The sequence below is a fragment of the Winogradskyella damuponensis genome, from assembly GCF_039538385.1.
Lineage (GTDB): Bacteria > Bacteroidota > Bacteroidia > Flavobacteriales > Flavobacteriaceae > Winogradskyella > Winogradskyella damuponensis.
The window spans coordinates 130586-151560 of the sequence record NZ_BAABCB010000018.1; the positions used below are offsets into that span (position 1 = coordinate 130586).

The 20975-nt window shown below is 34.3% G+C and carries 22 protein-coding genes and 1 pseudogene; 13 read left to right on the top strand and 10 right to left on the bottom strand.

Going from position 1 to position 20975, the window contains the following annotated elements; translation table 11 throughout:
• The first annotated feature begins 174 nt into the window (after positions 1-174).
• The gene (locus tag ABD730_RS09230; RefSeq protein WP_344714121.1) at positions 175-774 is read left to right on the top strand and encodes a DUF6642 family protein; all 600 of its coding nucleotides are present in this window, start codon (positions 175-177) and stop codon (positions 772-774) included.
• Between the two features lie 141 nt (positions 775-915).
• Here the strand turns inward: ABD730_RS09230 and ABD730_RS09235 are convergent, their stop codons facing one another.
• Complete coding sequence (locus ABD730_RS09235; protein ID WP_344714123.1) at positions 916-1302, bottom strand: DUF302 domain-containing protein; 387 nt, start codon at positions 1300-1302, stop codon at positions 916-918.
• Between the two features lie 216 nt (positions 1303-1518).
• Between ABD730_RS09235 and ABD730_RS09240 the strand changes: the two genes are divergently transcribed.
• From ABD730_RS09240 to ABD730_RS09285, 10 genes and pseudogenes are all read left to right on the top strand, one after another.
• Positions 1519-5067 carry a prolyl oligopeptidase family serine peptidase gene (locus tag ABD730_RS09240; RefSeq protein ID WP_344714125.1) on the top strand — a complete coding sequence of 1183 codons (3549 nt, stop codon included), beginning with the start codon at positions 1519-1521 and terminating at the stop codon, positions 5065-5067.
• Positions 5068-5265: 198 nt separating this feature from the next.
• Positions 5266-5673, top strand: coding sequence for a GNAT family N-acetyltransferase (locus ABD730_RS09245; protein WP_334469139.1), 408 nt, complete (start codon positions 5266-5268; stop codon positions 5671-5673).
• Entirely contained in the window at positions 5673-6092 is a 420-nt protein-coding gene (locus ABD730_RS09250; protein ID WP_334469143.1) for a GNAT family N-acetyltransferase, read from the top strand. Before ABD730_RS09245 ends, ABD730_RS09250 begins: the two co-directional genes overlap by 1 nt.
• A gap of 260 nt (positions 6093-6352) precedes the next feature.
• A pseudogene (locus ABD730_RS09255) lies at positions 6353-6655 on the top strand (DUF6642 family protein); the annotation flags it as partial.
• Positions 6656-7241: 586 nt separating this feature from the next.
• Positions 7242-7529, top strand: coding sequence for a helix-turn-helix domain-containing protein (locus ABD730_RS09260; protein WP_344714552.1), 288 nt, complete (start codon positions 7242-7244; stop codon positions 7527-7529).
• Positions 7530-7631: 102 nt separating this feature from the next.
• The gene (locus ABD730_RS09265) at positions 7632-8591 is read left to right on the top strand and encodes an MBL fold metallo-hydrolase (protein ID WP_115808834.1); all 960 of its coding nucleotides are present in this window, start codon (positions 7632-7634) and stop codon (positions 8589-8591) included.
• A gap of 78 nt (positions 8592-8669) precedes the next feature.
• Positions 8670-9113, top strand: a complete 444-nt coding sequence (locus tag ABD730_RS09270; RefSeq protein ID WP_115808833.1) for a MoaF-related domain-containing protein — start codon at positions 8670-8672, stop codon at positions 9111-9113.
• A 93-nt stretch (positions 9114-9206) separates the two neighbouring features.
• The gene (locus ABD730_RS09275) at positions 9207-9836 is read left to right on the top strand and encodes an O-methyltransferase (RefSeq protein ID WP_344714134.1); all 630 of its coding nucleotides are present in this window, start codon (positions 9207-9209) and stop codon (positions 9834-9836) included.
• A 7-nt stretch (positions 9837-9843) separates the two neighbouring features.
• Positions 9844-10422, top strand: coding sequence for a ferric reductase (locus ABD730_RS09280; protein ID WP_115808831.1), 579 nt, complete (start codon positions 9844-9846; stop codon positions 10420-10422).
• A 6-nt stretch (positions 10423-10428) separates the two neighbouring features.
• Positions 10429-11178 carry a hypothetical protein gene (locus tag ABD730_RS09285; protein ID WP_344714137.1) on the top strand — a complete coding sequence of 250 codons (750 nt, stop codon included), beginning with the start codon at positions 10429-10431 and terminating at the stop codon, positions 11176-11178.
• Positions 11179-11218: 40 nt separating this feature from the next.
• Here ABD730_RS09285 and ABD730_RS09290 read toward each other — a convergent pair whose 3' ends face one another.
• A complete protein-coding gene (locus ABD730_RS09290) occupies positions 11219-11545 on the bottom strand; it encodes an HNH endonuclease (protein WP_334469149.1) in 327 nt (108 codons plus the stop codon).
• A gap of 635 nt (positions 11546-12180) precedes the next feature.
• On the opposite strand from ABD730_RS09290, the gene ABD730_RS09295 reads away from it, so the two are divergent.
• The gene (locus ABD730_RS09295; RefSeq protein WP_344714139.1) at positions 12181-12975 is read left to right on the top strand and encodes a hypothetical protein; all 795 of its coding nucleotides are present in this window, start codon (positions 12181-12183) and stop codon (positions 12973-12975) included.
• Between the two features lie 653 nt (positions 12976-13628).
• Here ABD730_RS09295 and ABD730_RS09300 read toward each other — a convergent pair.
• From ABD730_RS09300 to ABD730_RS09315, 4 genes are all read right to left on the bottom strand, one after another.
• A complete protein-coding gene (locus tag ABD730_RS09300) occupies positions 13629-13874 on the bottom strand; it encodes a cold-shock protein (RefSeq protein ID WP_334469154.1) in 246 nt (81 codons plus the stop codon).
• Between the two features lie 182 nt (positions 13875-14056).
• Positions 14057-14941: a YihY/virulence factor BrkB family protein gene (locus tag ABD730_RS09305; RefSeq protein WP_344714142.1), complete on the bottom strand. Its 885-nt coding sequence runs from the start codon at positions 14939-14941 to the stop codon at positions 14057-14059.
• Between the two features lie 106 nt (positions 14942-15047).
• Entirely contained in the window at positions 15048-15554 is a 507-nt protein-coding gene (locus ABD730_RS09310) for a redoxin domain-containing protein (RefSeq protein WP_344714144.1), read from the bottom strand.
• Positions 15555-15754: 200 nt separating this feature from the next.
• Positions 15755-15946 (bottom strand): cold-shock protein, encoded by a 192-nt coding sequence (locus ABD730_RS09315; RefSeq protein WP_215925676.1) that lies wholly within the window; start codon positions 15944-15946, stop codon positions 15755-15757.
• Between the two features lie 201 nt (positions 15947-16147).
• Between ABD730_RS09315 and ABD730_RS09320 the strand changes: the two genes are divergently transcribed.
• Complete coding sequence (locus ABD730_RS09320) at positions 16148-16411, top strand: hypothetical protein (protein ID WP_334469163.1); 264 nt, start codon at positions 16148-16150, stop codon at positions 16409-16411.
• A 117-nt stretch (positions 16412-16528) separates the two neighbouring features.
• Here ABD730_RS09320 and lpxD read toward each other — a convergent pair whose 3' ends face one another.
• The 4 genes from lpxD to ABD730_RS09340 all read right to left on the bottom strand — a co-directional run bounded on the left by lpxD (position 16529) and on the right by ABD730_RS09340 (position 20955).
• On the bottom strand, positions 16529-17518 hold the full coding sequence (gene lpxD, locus ABD730_RS09325; protein WP_344714147.1) for a UDP-3-O-(3-hydroxymyristoyl)glucosamine N-acyltransferase: 990 nt from the start codon (positions 17516-17518) through the stop codon (positions 16529-16531).
• Between the two features lie 195 nt (positions 17519-17713).
• Positions 17714-18832, bottom strand: coding sequence for a DEAD/DEAH box helicase (locus ABD730_RS09330; protein ID WP_344714149.1), 1119 nt, complete (start codon positions 18830-18832; stop codon positions 17714-17716).
• A gap of 92 nt (positions 18833-18924) precedes the next feature.
• Complete coding sequence (locus ABD730_RS09335; RefSeq protein ID WP_334469169.1) at positions 18925-20475, bottom strand: SDR family NAD(P)-dependent oxidoreductase; 1551 nt, start codon at positions 20473-20475, stop codon at positions 18925-18927.
• Between the two features lie 30 nt (positions 20476-20505).
• Positions 20506-20955 (bottom strand): KTSC domain-containing protein, encoded by a 450-nt coding sequence (locus ABD730_RS09340; RefSeq protein WP_215925681.1) that lies wholly within the window; start codon positions 20953-20955, stop codon positions 20506-20508.
• Between the last annotated feature and the right edge of the window lie 20 nt (positions 20956-20975).

Below are 20975 nucleotides of genomic sequence, written 5' to 3' on the forward strand. Positions count from 1 at the left end.
TTGGCCGTTGTATTTTCTACTAGTAAAAGCTCTAGAATTGCCTGGTTATGAAGAAGAATCTGATTTCTAATAATACTGATATAAGACGTAACAAAATTTAATACCAAACCACTAAAAAGATTAAAAGCATTCTTTTAATTTCGCACTTTACAAACGTCGTATAAATTTAGAAGCTTGCTAGAAAAAAGACCACAAGTATCCCAAGAACAGATCACAGAAACAGAGTACTTTATTTATTGCTTAGAAGGGGTAGATGATATAGACGCCAATACGGTAACCGAAGCACAAAAAAACTTAGAGCAATTGGCCCTAAACTATGGCATAGCAAGTATATATAAAACCTGCGACACCATTGAAGGCCTAGAAGAGAGCTTAAACGCATTGGTACTAGATGATCATAATTTTAAGGATTACGAAATCATCTATTTGGTAATTAAGGGAGAAGCCAATAACATTTGTTTAAATGACTACTACTATAGTTTACAAGAAATAGCAGAACTTTTTGAGGGCCAATTAAACGGAAAGATTTTACATTTTTCAAATGCCAAAATTTTGGATTTAGACGAAGAAGAAGCACAATATTTTTTAGATATCACAGGAGCCAAAGCGGTTTCTGGCTATGGTCATCCCTATAATGGTATAGCAAGCACAAAACTAGATGAAGCCTTCTTTAATCTATTTAAAGAAGATGATGATATGTTCGCTGTGGTAGAAGAATTGCACCAAAAACATTATAGCGCCTGCCAATTATTGGACTTTAGATTGTATTATTAAACCCATTGTTTGGCAAAAAAATACCAACAATTAACCTACTCTTGGCTCATAACTCACAACTCACAACTCACATAACTCATAACTCACATAACTCATAACTAACAACTCATAACTCTTAGCTCCTTAAACTTAACACTTCTCTCAAAGCCCCTCAATAACAGCCTTTAACTTCAAAGTAATCTCCTCAGCAATCCCTTTTAAAGCGTCATTTTGCACCGCTTGCATAGAAGCCATAGGATTAACAGCAGCCACTTCAATATCACCAGAATCTAATTCCTGCACAATAACATTACAAGGCAGCATGGTCCCAATTTTATTTTCCGCTAATAAAGCTTTATGAGCATAAGGCGGATTACAAGCCCCTAGTATTTTGTAATTATTAAAATTAACATCCAGCTTCTTTTTAAGGGTGTCTTTAATGTCTATTTCCGTTAACACGCCAAACTGTTCTGTTTTAAGTGCTGCGGTAACTTTTTCTACGGTATCGTTAAAATTACCTTTTAAGGTTTTACTAAAATAATAGTTCATAATACGTTGTTTTTAAGGTTAATAATAAACACAAATCACATACCATAAGGTACAAAAAATCAACCTAAAACAAACTCCAAGTCCTTCCAAACGCAATTTTTTTCACAAAAAAATGTTATTTATAAATCAAGGTTAATTTTAAGACCCTATTATTACAAAATCAAAACCTTGTAAATCAATCACCAACCATCAATCTAAATCAATCAACCACCAATCATGACATCTAAACCGCTTTTACTATTGCTATTCATCATAGCAACATTCTCTAATGCCCAAAACACAAACTCGTCTACTAACAGCACTATCCAAGAGACCATTAAAGGCACCGTCGTAGACAAAACCGATGGTACTCCGCTACCTTATGCCTATCTAAAAATAGATAAAGTAGGTTTAGGTACCGTAACAGAAGGGGACGGTAAATTTCAAATCACCATTCCAAAAAAATACGATACTTATACCATCACTATAAGTTACTTAGGCTTTGAAGATTTAAAACTTAACATCTCAGATTTCAAAGCACTAAACGGTACCACCTTTAACATGACTCCTGAAGCCGTGTCTCTAGATGAAGTCTTTGTAGAAGAAAAAAAAGAAAAACTACCTAGCGTCAAGTCATTACTGAGAAAAGTGATTAAAAACATCCCCTCTAATTACTCCAACGCTCCAAGCCTTATTACAGGCTACTACCGCGAAACCATGAAAGAAAATGGCGAATACATCAAATACACTGATGCCGCTTGTGAGTATTACGAAGCGCCATACCGTAAAAAGAAATACAAATGGAGAGACTACCAAAGTCCTTACGATTTTTCCGTAAGTGCTGGTACCTTTAGTTTCGATGCCAGCTCTTTACATCGCCTTCACTTTCATTATCAAACCTTAAAAGACGAACAGGTCAATATTATAAATTCTAGATCTAGTGCTAGTTTAAGCAAGCGCGAATTTCATGGCAATATTGAAGGTGGTCCTTTAGGGTTATTCGGTAGAAATCGCGTAAAATACCAAGAGAGTTTTTTAGGTAAAAAAGCAACGCGCGATTTCAACTATACCATCTCCGAAGAACTAGACGACTCTGGCAATTGGGTGTATGTCTTAGAATTTCAAACCAAAACTACCAAAGAAGAACTTGATGATTTAGCATCTCCCAACTCAAGAAACAGAAAACAATGGCGAAAGGCCAACAACCGTAAATTACTTAAAGGTAAAATCTATATCAATCCAGAGAATTATGCTGTAGTCCGTTACGAGTGCATGGTGCCTAACCAACTTAAAGAATACTTCTGTGGTTACAAATACAACCATGTCAAGCATTTCGATTATAAACTCGATGTACGCTTCAAAAAAGAAGGAGCAAAATATTACATTGATCATATGCGACACGAAGACGAATTCATCTATAAAGACAGCACCAACCAAACCACAACCTATTATTCGGCAATATCCGAATTTAAGACCTCAAAAATCAACACCACAAACGTCAAAAAGTTCCCTAGAGAAGACAACTTTGCCAATACCATGTCTAATCACTTATACGAGTTTCCATTAGACTACGACAAGGAATACTGGCAAAATTATACCCTCAAAAATCCTGTAGCCACCATCGATGCAGCAATTAGAAAGGATATGGAATTCGAAAAAACTCTAGAACAGCAATTTAGAGACAAACACATTCGTAATGATGCTATGCCTGCACCAATAGCTGAAATTAAACCGTCTAGCTTTAAGATTCATGGCGAAACCTATACCGATAATTATGCTTGGCTAAAAGATACTAAAGCGCCACAACACAATAAAGCCGTTATGGAGTATCTACGTCAAGAAAATAAATACACCGAAAACTATAACATTCCACTCAAAAAAGCGCAACGTATCATTTACCAAAATTTGGTACAAACCGTCGAGAAAAACACCAGTTCACTACCCGTTGAAAAAAATGGCTACAGCTATTACAGCAGCTACACCGAAGATGATGAATATCCTATCTATTACAGAAAAGGCATCACTAAAGATACCCTTACCGAAGTCTTATTAAACGTTAATGAAATGGCTAAAGAGAAAGACTACTACACCGCTAGTCTCGGTTCTGTAAGTCCCAACAACCAATTCATTACGGTTTACGAAAACACCACAGGTACAGATGCCTACACGCTAAAAATAAAAGACCTTAGCAACAAAACGTTTTTAAACGATTCAATTCATAGAGTAGGAGGCACCGTTTGGTTAGATAACGCAACATTTCTATATGTAAATGTAGAAAAAGACACCTACCGTTCGTCTCAAGTAAAACGCCACATTTTAGGCACCGACCCCAATACCGATACCATCATCTACGAAGAAAAAGATCCAAAATTTGGTGTATCTATCGCAAAATCAAAATCTAAAGATTATATTTTCTTAAATACATCAAGTAAAACGGCTTCCGAAAATTGGTACCTCAAAACAGATAACCCTATGGGCGAATTTAAAATTATCCGTCCACGCGAAAAGGATCATATCTATGCCGTAGCACACCACAAAGACCTGTTCTATATCCTTACTAATAAAGAGGCCATTAATTTTAAAGTGGCCACAGTACCTGTTAATGCGGTGGCTTCCGAAAAGTGGACCGATATCATACCACATCAAAAAGGGGTATTGATTCAAAATTTTCAGGTCTTTGATAACTTCTTCGTCATTAACGAAAAAGAAAATGCACAGTCACGACTCAAAATCATTGACCAAACCACACAAGAAAGCCACATCTTAAAACTCAAAGAGGACTTCTATAATATTGGTATAGGCTACAACCCAGAGTTTGCCACAGACAGTTTACAGTTCAGCTACAGTTCCTTTGAGACTCCATTGAGCACATACAAATACAACATGGCAACCAAAAAGAAACGTCTGGTCAAACAACACAGCAAACCCCTTGCACGTCAGTATTACAAATATGTGGTAGAGCGCAAATGGGTAACGGCTAAAGATGGAAAATTAATTCCGCTAACCCTCATCAGCCACAAATGGCGTGCAAAACGAAAAGGCAATAACCGCAAAGTCTACCTCACATCGTACGGCTCTTATGGCTCTGGCCAAGGCATTCCTGGTGGCGCTTCTGTATATCATTTGGTTAACGCAGGTTACGTCTATGCCATTGCACATATTAGAGGTGGAGACGATATGGGTAACGAATGGTACGAAGAGGGTAAACTATTCAATAAGAAAAATACCTTTACCGATTTTATAGCTTGTGCAGACTACCTCATTGCAGAAAACTATGCAAAAAAAGGTAGTATTGTTGCTCAAGGTGGAAGCGCTGGAGGTTTACTCATGGGAGCGGTCATTAACGAACGCCCAGAACTTTTCAGTACCGTGATATTAGATGTGCCATTTGTAGACGTTATCAATACCATGTTAGACGAAAACCTACCACTAACCGTAGGGGAATTTGACGAATGGGGCAACCCGAAAGACAAAAAAGCCTACCATTACATCAAGTCGTACAGCCCTTATGATAATGTAAAAGCGCAAGACTATCCTAACCTGTTGTTCTTCACCGGACTCAACGATACCAGAGTAGGGTATTGGGAACCGGCTAAAATGGTAGCCAAACTAAGAGCGACTAAAACCGATGATAACGTCCTTTTATTAAAAACCGACTTTTCAAACGGTCATGGTGGCGGATCCGGACGCTTCGCAGGCTTTAGAGATAGTGCTTATCAATTGGCTTTGATTTATGAATTAGATCGCTTACGACGCGCTGAAGAGTTAAAGATACAGAAGCCTTAAAAGCATATAAATACACCTTTCAAACGCAATTTTTTGTCATAAAAAATGCTATTTTTAAATCGAGGACAATTTTAAGAAGTTATTATTACAACATCAAAACCTTAATAATCAATCAATAATAACCTCAAAATAGCTTTTGTTATTGCTATTTGTCATAGTAGCATTCTCCAATATTAGCACATCATATAAATTAAAACCATGATAACCTATAAAATAGAAAACAACCTATCGCCAACTGAATTTAGAGACGTACTCATCAAATCAACATTAGGTGAGCGCAGGCCAATTGATGATATGGATAGAATAATCGATATGGTTAAAAATGCCGATTTAATCATTACGGCAAGACATAACAACCAATTAATAGGAGTTTCAAGAGCCGTTACAGATGTTGTGTATTGTACCTATTTATCAGATTTAGCAGTAGATAAAGCCTATCAAAAACAAGGCATAGGGAAGGAACTCATTAGATTAACAAAACAAGAAACTCCTAAAGCGACATTAATTCTGTTGGCTGCACCAGATGCTGTTAATTACTATCCACATATCGGAATGACGCAAATTGACGTTTGCTTTTTATTAAAGGATCTAAACGATTTAAAATAATGACAGTAGAAATTAATCCAAGATTGAATGTAAAAGACTGGAATCACATGTCTGAGCTTTTTCAATTGGTAGGTTGGGACAAAAGAAGCCCAAAAGATATTAAACAGTCTTTTAAAAAAAGTGCCGTAGTTTGTATCATTAAGATGAATAATGAGATTATTGGTTTTGGCAGAACCGTAGATGACGCTAAATATTATGCTTTACTGGTAGATGTGGTGGTGCATCCTAATCATCATAAAAAAGGGGTAGGAACAATTATTGTTAACACATTAACAGAACATTTAAAAGGCTATAATTTTATCACCTTAACCGCAGCACCAAACAAAGAAGGGTTTTACCAAAAACTGGGATGGAAAAAACAAAAATCGGCTTATATCATACCAAAAGATCAAAAACAACACAATGACCATTGCGAATAGCACTCTGATTAAAATAACTCACGGGTAACACAAGTATATTGAACCGTAATCGTTTCCAAAATTATATGTTGCCTTGATGTTTTTGTTTAGCTCACACGTTAATATTGTTTTAAGTGTTCGTGAATCTTCGATGTCTTTTTTTATCAAGAAAAAAAGACATAATAAAGTTATACCTCATAAAATTTAATACCAAACCACTAAAAAGATTAAAAGCATTCTTTTAATTTCGCACTTTACAAACGACGCATAAATTTAGAAGCTTGCTAGAAAAAAGACCACAAGTATCCCAAGAACAGATCACAGAAACAGAGTACTTTATTTATTGCTTAGAAGGAGTAGATGATGTAGACGCCAATACGGTAACCGAAGCACAAAAAAACTTAGAGCAATTGGCCCTAAACTATGGCATAGCAAGCATCTATAAAACCTGCGACACCATTGAAGGCCTAGAAGACAGCTTAAACGCACTGGTACTAGATGATCATAACTTTAAGGATTATGAAATCATCTATTTGGTAATTAAGGGAGAAGCCAATAACATTTGTTTAAATGACTACTACTATGTCACACGATTTACCTAAAATAGCCTATAAATCAAACATTGAATTAGATATTGAAGTAATGACTTTTGCAGAAACTTACAACAAGTTAAGTAAGTCTTCGCACGATCCCTTTTCTTCACATAGAATCTTATTTCATCTTATTCTAATTGTAACCAAAAACTCGTATTCTCATGTTGTCGATTTTAAATCTTATACGCTAGTTGAAGGAAGTTCTATTTTTATTGCTAAAAATCAGATACATCATTTTACCAAAGAATTAAAAAAAGCGGATGGCTATTGTATTGTTTTCAATAGTGCTTTTGTAGACAAATCGCATTACTTGTTAAGCAACCTCAATCTAAACCGGTTATTTAATTACCATATTGAAGCACCAGTGATCCATCAAAAAGAAATGGACAATGATAACCTTATTAATATAGCCAATGATTTACGTAATGAATACACGTTTTCTAATGATTTTGGAAAATCAGAGATCTTAAGTAATCTACTACATGTTTTACTTCTCAAAGCAGAGAGAGCTAAAGAAAATCAGTCTGTTAAAAATATCAATTTACAGTGGTTAGAAAAATTTACAGCATTTAAAGATATGCTAGAAATAGATTACCCAAAAACTAGAAGTTCAAGAGATTATGCTTCAAATTTATTTATTTCATATAAGTTTTTAAATGATATTGTAAAAACCTTAACGGGCAAAACTGTAAAAGCTTTTATTGATGATTTTGTAATTATTGAAATTAAACGCTATTTGGTAACAACGTCACTATCTGTTAAAGAAATAAGTTATAAAACAGGATTTGAAGAGCCTGCTAATATGGTGCGGTTTTTTAGAAAAAATACAACATTTACACCACTCAAATTTAGAGAACAAAAATAACACTCGGTTATACTATTACCATTTTTATCATCATTTTGATAATCTTAATACTGAAGCATTGCTACACCTTTGCAGTATTAATAATTAACATAAAAAATAAAAATGATGAAGTATTTTAAATTAAAATTTATAGCCATTGTTATGTTGGCTTTCGCAGTGTTCTCTTGTAGTAATGATGATGATTCAAATGCACAACAAGTTATTGATTTTGGAACTGCTCCTTCAAGTACCATTATAACTACGGGTTCTGTAAACGTAATTACAGAAAACACTGTAAGATACCACACTATCAATTTTGATACGGCACCTTACACAGTAACCATTGTAGAGACAGAAAACAATGTTGTTTTGGTAGATTTAGGACCTGCACCTTTTTTCGCAAACGAACTAGAAGCTTATGTAGATGTTATTAATAAGCCAGGTGCAGTTATTATAACCCATAATCATGGAGATCATTATGGTGGTGCTACAAATTTCACAGATTTAGATGTTTATGCAGAAAGCACCGTTGCTGCACAGTTAAACAGTACAACCGATTTTACTAGTATCTATCCTAACAGTGTAATTGGAGTGACTGGTGCTCAAGAAATAGGAGGTTTAACATTTGTTTTTGACAAAGTATCTAACGCCGAAACAGGAGAAAACGGTTATATCTATAATGAAGAACATAAAGTTGTGTTTGCAGGAGATCTTATTTATAACTTATCGCATCCGTATTTAAGAGAATACACACCAAATAATGGTGATGATGAGATTGATAATTGGATCGCTGGTCTAAATGTATTAAAAGCAAACTTTGCGAATTACAATCATCTTTTTGTAGGTCATAATGGTTCTCGCTCTGATGTAAGCACTGTAATCGATGAAAATATTGATTATTTACAAAATGCGCAAGGCATTATAAAAGGTACTCAAACCATTACTGGTGGTGGTACAGCTACAACACAGCAAGAAGTTATAGATGAACTAGAAGTGTTATATCCAACCTATTTAGACGGTGGACTATATTTATCATTACCAGACGCCTTTTTCCCAGGAGATCCAGGAGCAGATTGGTTCTAAAAAACTTTGTTCTACGATTTGTTTAAAAGACGAATGGAAAAATATGAACATAAGATTTAACTTTTAAAAACAATAGAAATGAAACTGAAACTAATCACTTTTTTTAGCCTTGTAACATTTTGCTTAGGTTTTTCACAAACCAAAACAACCGAGACCAACAAATTTCAATTTGGAGAAGCTGAACACCTTTTAGATGGATATGCATTAAACTTCCAATATCAAGATGGTAAAGCCATACACATGGAATTTCACAATGGTAAGGCAAAATATGAATGGATTGCTGGTCCGGCTAAAGGACGCGGAAACGAAGATATTCCATATCGTTCCACTAAAATGGATGATAATCTTTATCTAATCAATTGGCATGAAACAGGCATCAAAGATTATTTAACCATTGTCTTTGATTTTGATAAAATGATAGTACACAGTTCTATTATTATTGGTTACGAAAACAAACCTGAAAGACCATTAAAAACCGTGTTTAAGAGCGGAATTATTGATCATTTAAAAATAGCTGAATAGTTTATGATTATGCAATCCGTTTAGAATAGTGATTAATAGCATGAAGGAATATCAATATTATTTTGATGTTCCTTCTTTTATAGAATAGAAAATATGATAACCTCACAACAAAATCAAATACACACTACCATAAGCGAACTCTTTGAAGACTCAAAATACGATAAGCTAAAAATAATGAAAAGTGCAGCAAAAAGTGTTTTCAGAGCCATGCAGCCTTTAGATTTTAAAAATGCATATCTGTCTATTTCAAAAGAACAAGGAGAAGATTTAGTAAAACTAATTACAGACAATAAACTCAAAAATAGTGTTGAATTTGGAACCTCTTTCGGTATTTCAACACTGTTTTTAGCGCAAGGTGTCATTGAAACTGGTGGACATATAATTACTACAGAATTAATTGAATCGAAAGCCAAAAAGGCAATCGAAAACTTTGAAAGGGCAGGAGTGAGTGAGCTTATTGAAGTAAGAGTAGGAGACGCTATGGAAACCTTAAAAAATCATGATAAACCAATAGATTTATTGTTACTAGATGGTTGGAAAGATTTATACTTACCATTATTTCAAATGCTTGAACCTAATTTTCATTCTCACACAATAATTTATGTAGACAATGCAGATATGAAGGAAACAAAAACATTTTTAGAAACCATTGGTGAAAATAGTACCTATCAATTACAACCAAAATTTAATGGTAAGGTTGTGTTAATTACAATTAAAAAATAATATTAAGATGAAATATATCAAAAAGAATTATGGCTGGATGATTATTACTATACTGGCGATACTACCTATGATTCCATTATTGAACATGGTATTAGAAGGAGGTAAAGAAAATTTAGATATGTTATACCATATTTCAGGAGAGTTTGCCATTCGATGGATGACAGCTGTACTAACATGCACACCGTTCTTTATTCTCTTTGGCATCAATAATCTTTTTGTAAGACAAGCAATGGGTATTGCAACTGCTGTTTGGAGTTTTTTGCACTTCATTATTTTTATTGTAGCAGAAGGATTTATGGAAACATTTACACAAGTCAACTATATTGCAGGATTTATAGCCGTTTTAATCTTGATTCCTTTATTTTTCACTTCCAATAGAAAATCCATGAAACGTCTTAAAGTCAAATGGAAGAAATTACAAAGCTTTGCTTATGCAGCTATATTTTTAAGCTTGTTGCATGTCGCTATATTAGAAAAAACGTGGCTCATTTATGCTATAATTGTTGGAGTTGGTTTTATCATAAGGTTACCTATAATTAAAGATCAATTTATATCTCGTCGTCAAAATAGAAAAAGCACTAATTAAATAATTATGAAATTTATAGAACTCATTAAAAATCAAGACTATAACAGTATCCTTTCACATCTCACTGAAGATGTAGAATTCAATTTACAAACCGTTGGTGAAGCAAAAGGGAAAACGTCGGGTATTACATTATTAAAAAAGCAAGCTGAATATTTAAAAGAAGAAATAAAGGACGTAAAGGTTTTTAGGAAGTTTGAAGATGAAAAACATCTCGTAATTGAGTATGATATCCTATTAAATAATACGTTCGATTTACCTTTGGTGGTTATCCTTGTTAAAGCTGGAAATAAATACAGCGCATTACGAACTTACCATTCAGTTTATCCGATTACAGAAGGCCATGTATTTAGGGCATCACTATTTACAGAACTTATTGAGTTAACAGAACCTACAGAAGTCGTTAACTATTTTGAAGGCATCACCATAGGTTCAACCGAAGACACTATGAAAACGCTTTCTTTTGAAGATAATGTTTATTTTAGAGAACCTGCAGGATGGCGCTGGAATCATAAAACCGAAAAAGGTTTAAAAGAACATTTCAATCATTTCTTTGCCGATGGAGGTGTACCGCTAAAGTTTCATAACTATATTCTAGATAAAGAACAAGGCACTTTTGCAGGCGAATACACTTGTGATGTTTGGGGAAGCGCAACTTTTAAACCACAAGCTGGTATATCCATTTACGACATTAACAAAGAAACAGGAAAAATAACAGGTATTCGTGTTTATGATAATGTGGATCCTAGTTATACTTAAGTTATAACATAATACCAACAACGAATCTAAAATAGAATAACTAATGCAATCGATCATGGCACGGCTTACAAATAGACACTAACCATTTTATAGGTTCTTTACCAATATTTTTCTTGGCATAACGCTTATGATGCACTTGCGTAGCATAGGCACCGCAACGCACACAACTCCAATTATCTCTTTTTAAAACGACATAGCGTTTACGTTTCCAAGCATCCGATTTTAAATAAACATTTCTGTAGTAAAGTTGGCGTCTAGATAATATTTTAGAGGATATATATCTATAGACAACACCTATTATAATAACACAAACAACGAGTAGTATGAGTCGGTAAGCCTCAACATTAAGATGAAATAGTTGCTCCATGATTATGGTCTTAGATCTATAAATTTAACAATCAACAAGTTAACAGGCAACTTTCTAAACAAAAAAATCATATACTGTCTTAATTCTTACCTCTAGGTTCTAGGTTCTTGATTCTAAAAGCCTTCACACTGAACCCTCTTAACCCAATTCTAGAAATCCAAAAAATTCCGTATTTTACAAGCTCTAACAAGCTCAAAACCAAATGTCCAGACAAAAAGGCATCCTAAAACTCGTAGGCACCTTAAATGGAAAGTGCTTTTACCAACTCAATGATCCATATACCCTGTAAAGTTCCAATGCTTAGCCTGGCCTCATATCATTTTGGCAAAACGATAGGTGAGTGCAGCGTCCATATTTTAAGGGGCTAATAATACATACACTTAAAAATTTTAGTCTTTCATAGGATTTCAAAGCAATCTTAAGGAGTTCCCATGTTTCTTAAAATATAGCGAAAAGAGCCGTAATCGTTTCCAAAATTATATGCCGCCTTGAATTTTTGTTTCTTTTGTTTCAAGACAAAAGATATTAAAAACATATTTTACAAGTACACACCTAAAACCCTAATTCTAAGTAATTTAATACCAATAAAAAAACTTTTTTTACTATTTTGTAACTTCTAACAAGCTCAAAACCAAATGTCCAGACAAAAAGGCATCCTAAAACTCGTAGGCACCTTAAATGGAAAGTGCTTTTACCAACTCAATGGCCAATACATTGTACGCAAAGCCGTTGGACCATCAAGAGAGCGCATTAACAACGATCCAGCCTTTGTAAACATAAAACGCAACAACCAAGAGTTTGCAGCAGCATCACAACTATCTAAAGCCATCAGAAAAGGTTTAGCAGACAAAGCCAATCAATTCAAAAACAACTATATGGCGAGTCGTTTAACAGGTTGTTGTCGTAAAATCATTCAAAAGGGGAGTGGTACCTTCGGAGAAAGAGAGGCCAATCTTTTCAATAGCCCTTCAGACCTCATAGGCTTTCAACTCAATAGTGACTTAGCGTTCCACCACTTACACAACTCAAAAACAAAAGTTTCAACCAATACACAACGGACTGTAATTACAATAAAGTGTCCACAAAGCACAGCAAACCAACATTCTAAAGTTCCCAAAAAAGCCACACATTATCAGCTTTCAGCAGCCATCAGTTGTGTATCTATATGGCAATGGCATGCCAAAATAAAAACGTATAAACCCGCACATCCAAAACATAACACCTTAGGTGGCATTGTACAAAGTCAACCATTAGAACTACATACAACACACCACAATATCAGTCTGCAATGGCAGGCACCAACACCAAGTGGCATTCCAACAGATGTGGCCATTACAGTATGGTTAGGCATCGCATATCTAAAACAGCAACACCAATCTTACCAAGTATACCAAACCCCACAAGCCATGCAATGTATAGCCATAATCTAAGCTCATAAAAATAAAAACAATCCCACATAATATTATGTAAAATAGAATACAGGCCAACTAACAACGCTTAAAGCCAGTAATAGCCTGGGCGCAATAGCAATCTGTTGTCATATCAAATATGAGGTTCACCCGTAGTTCCTTCGGGTCTCATTCGGGTATGCGTCGGGTGTCCTTCAGATAACACTCGGATAAGCTGTGTATCTAGTTAAACACGAAATCAAAACAATATAAACGGTATAACAGATGTAAGACACTACAAGTTCAAAACATATTAGACCAAACAACAAATCTATTTTACTTGCTTTTTTTATTAAACTATAAAGACACCATAAAACGTCTACAAGAAACTGAAGTGTAATAATTAGAATCACAACAAACCAAAAGTTTTAAGCGTCCTGAGAATCGCGTAAAAAGAAATAAACCGTACAAATACTCAAATACGGAAAATATACCGCATATACATAAACGCCTATAATCAACTAAATATCCAAATGATTACTATATAAGTCTTAAATCTAGTTTGTCCTATAATTTATATTATGTAAAATAGTATTTAAAACCATTAGAGCTGCCTTACTTCTAATAAAGTATCAAGTATAACTTATGTATTCTGGGAAATAAATAAAAATAAAGGCCTATACGATTCCTATAACTTATTTAGAAATCTTGCTCACATTTACAGCAACTGGTCCTTTATCACTTTTTTCAACATTAAACGAAACCTTGTTACCTTGTTTAATTCTTGTTTTAAGATCAGACTTATGTACAAAGATTTCCTCACCAGAATCTGTAATGGTTATAAAACCAAACCCCTTTGCATAGTTGAAAAATTTAACGGTGCCTTCTTGTTGAGCCGTTCCTTTATGAGATGAAAATAATTTCTTTAATAATTTTAACACAGTAATTGTTTTTATTCAAAATAAGCATGAATTAGTTTTCTTTCGTATCCAATTATAATACCAATGCTTCTATGTGCGGCAAAACTAACCATTTTACAGCAATTATGACAGCTATTAGAAACAAAAATACGTTTTATAAATGTTAAGGATTATAAAAGCAGCACCTATAAAGACATCAAATTCTAATCCTTTCCAGTTATGTAATCTCCTGAAACATAATCATCAGCATAGGCTTTAGTAAAATGTGCACCATATAATAAAATCAAACTCGAGTAAGATACCCAAAGCATAATAAGTATAATAGAACCTGCAGCTCCGTATGTAGATCCTGGTTCCATAGTATTAAAATAGAGGGCTAACAAATATTTACCTATGAGAAAAAACAAAGTTGTTAGTGCAGCTCCTACTCTTACAGACGGCCATGATATCTTAGCTGAAGGTAAATATTTAAACATCGTAGCAAATAAAATATAAATGAATCCTACCGATACTAAAAAGTCAACTACAAACACATAATCAAAGAGATTATCTGGCAAAAACCGATTCAATTGCTTGCTAAACGTACTTAATAGAGAGGTCAGTATAAAACTAGTCAACAATAAAAAACCTAAAATAAGTATAAAGCCAAAACTTTTTACTCGACTCATTAAAGTTGCAACAACATCGTTTTTATAAGAGGGTTCTTGTTCCCAAATGGTATCTAAAGCAGACTGTAACTGAAAAAACACACCTGTAGAACCGTAAAGCAACGTACCAATACCTATAACAGTAGCAAAAACAGAGGTTTTCGCGCCACTTTGATTCGCAATCATAGTTCTTATTGCATCAGCGGCATCTGGACCAATAGCTCTCGAAATTTCACTAAGCAACTCCCCTTGTACAATATCTTCACCCCAAAAACTACCAACTACTTTTAAAATAATAATCACCAAAGCCGGTAAGGACAACACCGCATAATACGCCACAATAGCACTACGCTGAAACGGTGCACCATCAAACCATGATTTACCAGCAGCTACTAATAAACGTGGCAAATGTTGAATCTTAAAATTTTGTGTTTCACTCATGAAATCCAATGTCGTTAATTTACCTAATCCCTACCACCTAACACCTAATCCCTACCACCTAACACCTAATCCCTAATCCCTACTACCTAATCCCTACCACCTAAAATCAAGCCTCACCTCTAGCCGGATAATCCTTATCCAATACAAATTTGATGGCATTAATCACATCATCCAATCCTGGTCGTGCAAAAGGCATCGTCTGTAGAGAAGCACAATACAACTCCTGATTTGGTCGTATAACAAACAATCCTGGTTCTATAAATGTATCAGGCTCATCCTTAATACCTTTAGATATAAACAATCCCCATTTACGGGCTTCTGCTATAGGAAACGCATAACCTAAAGGGACATCAGTAATAGCCCATTCCTCATAGGTTTGTTTTGCTTTAGCTTCTGTATCACTACTTACAGCGATAACCTTAACTCCCAAATCTTGAAATTTAGATAATTTGCTCTGTAACGTTTCTAAGTATGTTTTACACACCGGACAGTGAAGACCTCTGTAAACAATAAGTAATGTAAAGGCTTCGGGCTGCTGTTTACTTAGCTCCCATTCTGCTCCATTAACTAAATTAATCTTTAAGTCTGGTGTTTGCTGTCTTGGTTTTAACATCTTGTATTTGTTTTTTAATATTCAACTTAATTTTTAAGCGTCTTTATGTTATAAAATTAGAAAGAACACTAACCATACATTACCGCATTTAATAATAATCTTAATGGTATTGAAAGACACACTTAAAACAGAACGCTTATAACGTAAAAAAGCCCATCACATAGTGATGAGCTTCCATAATTTAGGTTAAGTAATATATATTAGATAACTTTTACATTTACTGCGTTTAAACCTTTTTTGCCTTCTGTAAGATCAAATTCTACGTCATCGCCTTCACGAATTTCATCGACTAATCCAGAAATGTGGACAAAATGTTCTTTGTTTGAACCTTCTTCGGTGATAAAACCAAAACCTTTAGCATCATTGAAGAATTTTACTGTTCCTTTACTCATTGTATTATATTTAATTTTAATAATTACTTAATAGTATTCAAATATGATGCCACAAATTAAATACTGCTAATTATCGGATTTATAAGCGATTAAAAACAGCTTACCGATAAAACTAAGCCCTACAACAAACAAGTTTGAGTCCAAATAGCTTTGCACATACCTTTGCTGTAGATCTCCCTCTATCTATTAAATCTAAATATTATGGAAACAAAATTCTCTTTGTTTAACCAGATTAATAGTTTATGTTACTGGTTATTAGTGTCAAGCGATTACAGAACTTCAGTAAAATTAGATGCAGAAAATGACACTTATAGTGTTTGTATAAAGCATTGTGGTGTAGAACTATACTCCAATACCATTAAAGGATTTAGCAAAAGAAACGCTAACTTCTTAGAACACGAATTAGATGGTATGGTCGCTGGTTTATTACATTTAAAACAAAATGTAGAACAGAAATCTGCTTAAGTGTATTGCAAAAAATAACGTCAGTTAGAATGAAATCCTAAAAAGGAACCGCATTCAAACTGACGTCAATATATGTATATAATTTCTGAGCTTATACTGTCGCTAATAGCTAACTAATTACCTAGCCAACTTACGAAGCGCCACCCATTGTTTTAGCATTTCTCTAGAGTCTACAGCAGGATAACCTAATACCGTTTTCCCTGCAGCGACATCATTCATTACGCCAGAGCCTGCTCCTACAGTAGCTCCTGAATGAATAGTAGTATGATCTTTTATAGAAGCCGAACCTCCAATAATAACTCCATCTCCTAAGGTTACAGAACCCGCTAGTCCTGAGCTTCCTGCCATAATACAAGAACGTCCTAGCACACAGTTATGTGCTATTTGAACCAAATTATCAATCTTACATCCGTCACCAATAATCGTAGAACTAAATTTACCACGATCTACACAAGAGTTAGCTCCAATCTCAACAGCATTACCAATAACCACATTTCCAATATGTGGAATCTTTACTAAGCCTCTACCATCATCACTCGGACGATAGCCAAAACCATCAGCTCCAATACTCACATTATTATGAAAAATACAATAGCTGCCAATTACAGAACGCTCTCTAATCACAGTACCAGACCAAACTACAGTGTGGTCGCCTATGGTCGTTTCATCTAAAATAGTCACGTTAGGGTAAATAATAACATTACTTCCTAAAACCACATCTTTACCAATATAAGAACCAGCACCTACTTTAGTGCCTTCCCCTATTTTAGCAGACTTATCAATAGTGGCTAAAGGATGAATTTCGGTATCAAAATGTGGAGGTTTTGGAGTAAACGTCTCTAACAATTTAGCCATGGCCAAATCGGCATTCTTAACTTTAATAAACACACGGTTCTCTCCAGGATCAATATCTATATTATCATTAACAATGGCTAAACTTGCTTTAGAAGTAGCCCATAAACCAGCAAACTTCCGATTACCAATAAAGGTTGCTTGGTTTTCGTTTGCTTTTTGAATTTGTTCTAATCCTTTTATTTTATTGGTGGTTTCACCTATAACTTCACCTTGTACAATGGCGTTTATATCTTCTATTGAAAATGATTTCATGTGTATTAAAATTGTGTGTTAATTAATTAAAGACACAATATAATACTAAAATATGAAAGTGCTGTATTATGAATTTGAAGAGTTTTAAGAACTACACTAATTTAAAACAAACCTTTAGTCCTTATGCTTTTTGATAAAATTCCATCAAAAATTAAAACGTTTGGTTTTAGCTTAAAAGCTTAGTGAACTCTATTTTTACATTGTAAGTTCTTTAAACGTAATTCCTAAAGCTTTTTGTACCTCTAATACCTTCTGCATTTCGCCAGGAATAATTAAAGCAATAGACTGCCCTGTTTTACCAGCTCTTGCGGTTCTTCCACTTCGGTGCGTGTAATAATCTAAATGCTCTGGTAATTGATGATGCAATACAAAAGCGAGATTATTAACATCAATACCTCGTGCAGAAACATCTGTAGAAATTAAAACTTGTAAACTTTCGTTTTTAAAAGCACGCATCACTTTATCGCGCTCCTTTTGTTGCATATCACCTTCTAAGGCACCAACAGCAAAACCTTCTTGCTGTAATTGATGTGCCAATGCTTGTGTACCGGCTTTGGTTTTACAAAAAATAATACCTCTTTCATCTTGACGCTTGTCTAAGATGCGAATAATCATATTGAGCTTGTCTTTGATAGACGTATTTACATAATGATGAGAAATGTTTTCGTTAACTAAAGCATTTTTATTCACTTCTATTTTAACTGCATCTGGAGACATATACGTTTTTACAATACGCTTAATTTCTTCTGGCATCGTTGCTGAAAACAACCACGTATTACGTTTAGACGTATTGAATTTAAGGATTTTAGTTAAATCTTCTTTAAAGCCCATGCTTAGCATTTCATCAGCTTCATCTAAGACTAAAATCTTTACTTTAGAAATATCAACATCACCACGTTCTACCAAATCAAGTAAACGCCCTGGTGTTGCCACAACAATATGTGTGGTTCTTTTTAAGGCTTTAATTTGTTTGTCAATTTTTTCACCTCCATAAACACCTTCAGCAAAAATCTTTTGGTCAATATACTTTGTAAATCTAAAGAGTTGCTTTTGTATTTGTTGTACTAATTCACGTGTTGGCGCAATAATTAAAGCTTGTACGTCAGAGTTATTAGTATCAATAGCGTGTAACACAGGTAAGCCAAAGGCTGCTGTTTTACCCGTTCCGGTTTGTGCTAATCCTATTAAATCGGTTTTAGATTTTAATAAAATAGGAATTACGGTTTCTTGTATCTCTGTAGGATTTACAATATTAAGTTCTTTTAAACCTTTGATGTAATTCTTATGTATTCCTAATTCTGAAAATGATGCCATAGTCTTTTATTATGTTGCAAAGGTAATTTGTACTTTGGATAATCCGAAAATTTAAGTACAAAATTAAAATTTAGATAATGTTTGAAGTGTAATTACCAACTAATAGGTCGGTAGTCTTTTAAGAATTTACCAGACCAATGTTTACCTGTATTAATACCATCAAATAAAGGATCCAGTACACGTGCTGCACCATCAACAATATCTAAAGGTGGTTGAAAATCGTGTAATTCTTGTTTTCGTTTTGCTAATTCCGCAGGATCTTCGTCAGTTACCCAACCTGTATCCACAGCGTTCATATAGATACCTTCTTTAGCTAAACTACCAGCAGCGGTATGCGTTAACATATTTAAAGCGGCTTTGGCCATATTGGTATGTGGGTGACGGTCTTCTTTAAAAAAAGAATGAAACTTCCCTTCCATGGCTGAAACATTGATAATGTGCTTCTTACCTGTATTCTCTTTCTTCATTACTTCAGATAGACGATTACACAAAACAAATGGTGCTACAGAATTGACAAGCTGTACTTCAATCATTTCTGTGGTTTCAATTTCACCTAGTTTTAATCTCCAACTGTTGGTTTTTCTTAAATCCACTTGTTGTAAATCGGCATCTAATTTTCCCTCTGGAAAGACTTCTTGAGCTACTAAAGTATTATCAAAACTATACGGAATCTGCGATAATTTAGCAGACGCTCTTAAACCAATACCTGGTTCTGGTCCATGCCAAGTTACTGGCATATTTTTATTAGAAGATGCTCCAGAAGTTAATTGTTGTAACTCTTGTAAACATTCGGTATGATCGTTTAGTAAATCGCGTGCAAACTTAGGTAACTCTTCTATTGGGCGTTCTTCGTTTGGCATTAAATGACTGTAAAAACCTGCTGGTCGTCTTACGGTTTGTGCTGCATTATTAATAAGAATATCTAGTTTTTCGTAGCGTTGTTCTATAAAGTTACAGAAAATTTCTACACTAGGAATATGTCTTAAATCAAGACCGTGAATCTTTAAACGATGGCCCCATTCTGTAAAGTCTTCTTCTTGAGAAAAACGCAAGGCAGAATCTACAGGGAAACGTGTGGTTGCAATAACTGTGGCGCCACCACGTAATAACATTAAGGTGATATGGTATCCAATTTTTAAACGCGACCCTGTAATGACAGCAACTTGACCTTTAACATCTGCCGTTTGAAAACGTTTGGCATAGTTAAAATCACCACACTCTTCACACATGGTATCATAAAAATGATGTAACTTGGTGAAAAGGGTTTTACAAACGTAGCAGTTTCTTGGAGATTCTAATTCTAACTGTTCTTTAGCTTTTAAATCGGCTTCAGGTAACAATTTAGGGGCTACAAAAATATGTGCTTCTCTTGCACTTCTGATACCTGTTACTTTTCTAGCATTTTTATCTCTAGCCGCTTGCTTACGTTTTGCTGCTTTTTTGGCGTCTTTTTTACGTCGCGAAAATTCCTCTCTACTTGGACGTGATAATTGTCCTGATGCTTTGATTAAAGCCGTACGTTGGGCTTTAGGAATTTCAAAAATTTGATTTGTATTAGCAACTAATCGTTCTAATATAGAAATACAGTTTTCAATCTCATGGATTGAAATGTCTTCGTTTGTATCGGAATTTTCGTTGCTCATAACTATATTTTATACTAAGTCTACTCTTTTCTAAGCTTCCTGAAGCTCTTTTTTAGATTTTCTGTACAAATACGAATTGAAAATACTTCGTCTTGCAAAACGCATTTGTTTATCTGAATTTAAGAATTTAATAAAAACTCCTTTAGGAACACCAAAATACTCATAAGTGCTGCCATCTAAAAATGTAATTTCTAAAAGCTGTCCTTTATGCTGAAAATCTAAAATGCTAGAATCTGTAATAGTAGCAGTATATTCTTCAAGGTTTGCAGCTTTAGTTTCTGGCGCAATACTCACTAAAAAATGATACCCATCAATGATTTCAACACTCTTTAATTCAGCTTCTTCCTGTCCGGCGTCACCATCTTGAAATTTATCTGGATGCCATTCTTTAACTAAGTTTCTATAGGTCTTTTTTAAATCTTTAAGATTAATTGAATCTTCTACAGAAAAAAGCTTTTTGTATTGATTAATACGTTTCATTTATAGTGTTTTAAAATAAG

Excerpts from the sequence above, each read along its gene's own strand:
- ABD730_RS09275 (WP_344714134.1), top strand. The coding sequence starts at position 9,207 with ATGATAACCTCACAACAAAATCAAATACACACTACCATAAGCGAACTC.
- ABD730_RS09265 (WP_115808834.1), top strand. The coding sequence starts at position 7,632 with ATGATGAAGTATTTTAAATTAAAATTTATAGCCATTGTTATGTTGGCT.
- ABD730_RS09315 (WP_215925676.1), bottom strand. The coding sequence starts at position 15,946 with ATGAGTAAAGGAACAGTAAAATTCTTCAATGATGCTAAAGGTTTTGGT.
- ABD730_RS09305 (WP_344714142.1), bottom strand. The coding sequence starts at position 14,941 with ATGAGTGAAACACAAAATTTTAAGATTCAACATTTGCCACGTTTATTA.
- ABD730_RS09280 (WP_115808831.1), top strand. The coding sequence starts at position 9,844 with ATGAAATATATCAAAAAGAATTATGGCTGGATGATTATTACTATACTG.
- ABD730_RS09260 (WP_344714552.1), top strand. The coding sequence starts at position 7,242 with ATGCTAGAAATAGATTACCCAAAAACTAGAAGTTCAAGAGATTATGCT.
- ABD730_RS09320 (WP_334469163.1), top strand. The coding sequence starts at position 16,148 with ATGGAAACAAAATTCTCTTTGTTTAACCAGATTAATAGTTTATGTTAC.
- ABD730_RS09285 (WP_344714137.1), top strand. The coding sequence starts at position 10,429 with ATGAAATTTATAGAACTCATTAAAAATCAAGACTATAACAGTATCCTT.
- ABD730_RS09235 (WP_344714123.1), bottom strand. The coding sequence starts at position 1,302 with ATGAACTATTATTTTAGTAAAACCTTAAAAGGTAATTTTAACGATACC.
- ABD730_RS09270 (WP_115808833.1), top strand. The coding sequence starts at position 8,670 with ATGAAACTGAAACTAATCACTTTTTTTAGCCTTGTAACATTTTGCTTA.
- ABD730_RS09310 (WP_344714144.1), bottom strand. The coding sequence starts at position 15,554 with ATGTTAAAACCAAGACAGCAAACACCAGACTTAAAGATTAATTTAGTT.
- ABD730_RS09290 (WP_334469149.1), bottom strand. The coding sequence starts at position 11,545 with ATGGAGCAACTATTTCATCTTAATGTTGAGGCTTACCGACTCATACTA.
- lpxD (WP_344714147.1), bottom strand. The coding sequence starts at position 17,518 with ATGAAATCATTTTCAATAGAAGATATAAACGCCATTGTACAAGGTGAA.
- ABD730_RS09250 (WP_334469143.1), top strand. The coding sequence starts at position 5,673 with ATGACAGTAGAAATTAATCCAAGATTGAATGTAAAAGACTGGAATCAC.
- ABD730_RS09340 (WP_215925681.1), bottom strand. The coding sequence starts at position 20,955 with ATGAAACGTATTAATCAATACAAAAAGCTTTTTTCTGTAGAAGATTCA.
- ABD730_RS09295 (WP_344714139.1), top strand. The coding sequence starts at position 12,181 with ATGTCCAGACAAAAAGGCATCCTAAAACTCGTAGGCACCTTAAATGGA.
- ABD730_RS09330 (WP_344714149.1), bottom strand. The coding sequence starts at position 18,832 with ATGGCATCATTTTCAGAATTAGGAATACATAAGAATTACATCAAAGGT.
- ABD730_RS09240 (WP_344714125.1), top strand. The coding sequence starts at position 1,519 with ATGACATCTAAACCGCTTTTACTATTGCTATTCATCATAGCAACATTC.
- ABD730_RS09335 (WP_334469169.1), bottom strand. The coding sequence starts at position 20,475 with ATGAGCAACGAAAATTCCGATACAAACGAAGACATTTCAATCCATGAG.
- ABD730_RS09245 (WP_334469139.1), top strand. The coding sequence starts at position 5,266 with ATGATAACCTATAAAATAGAAAACAACCTATCGCCAACTGAATTTAGA.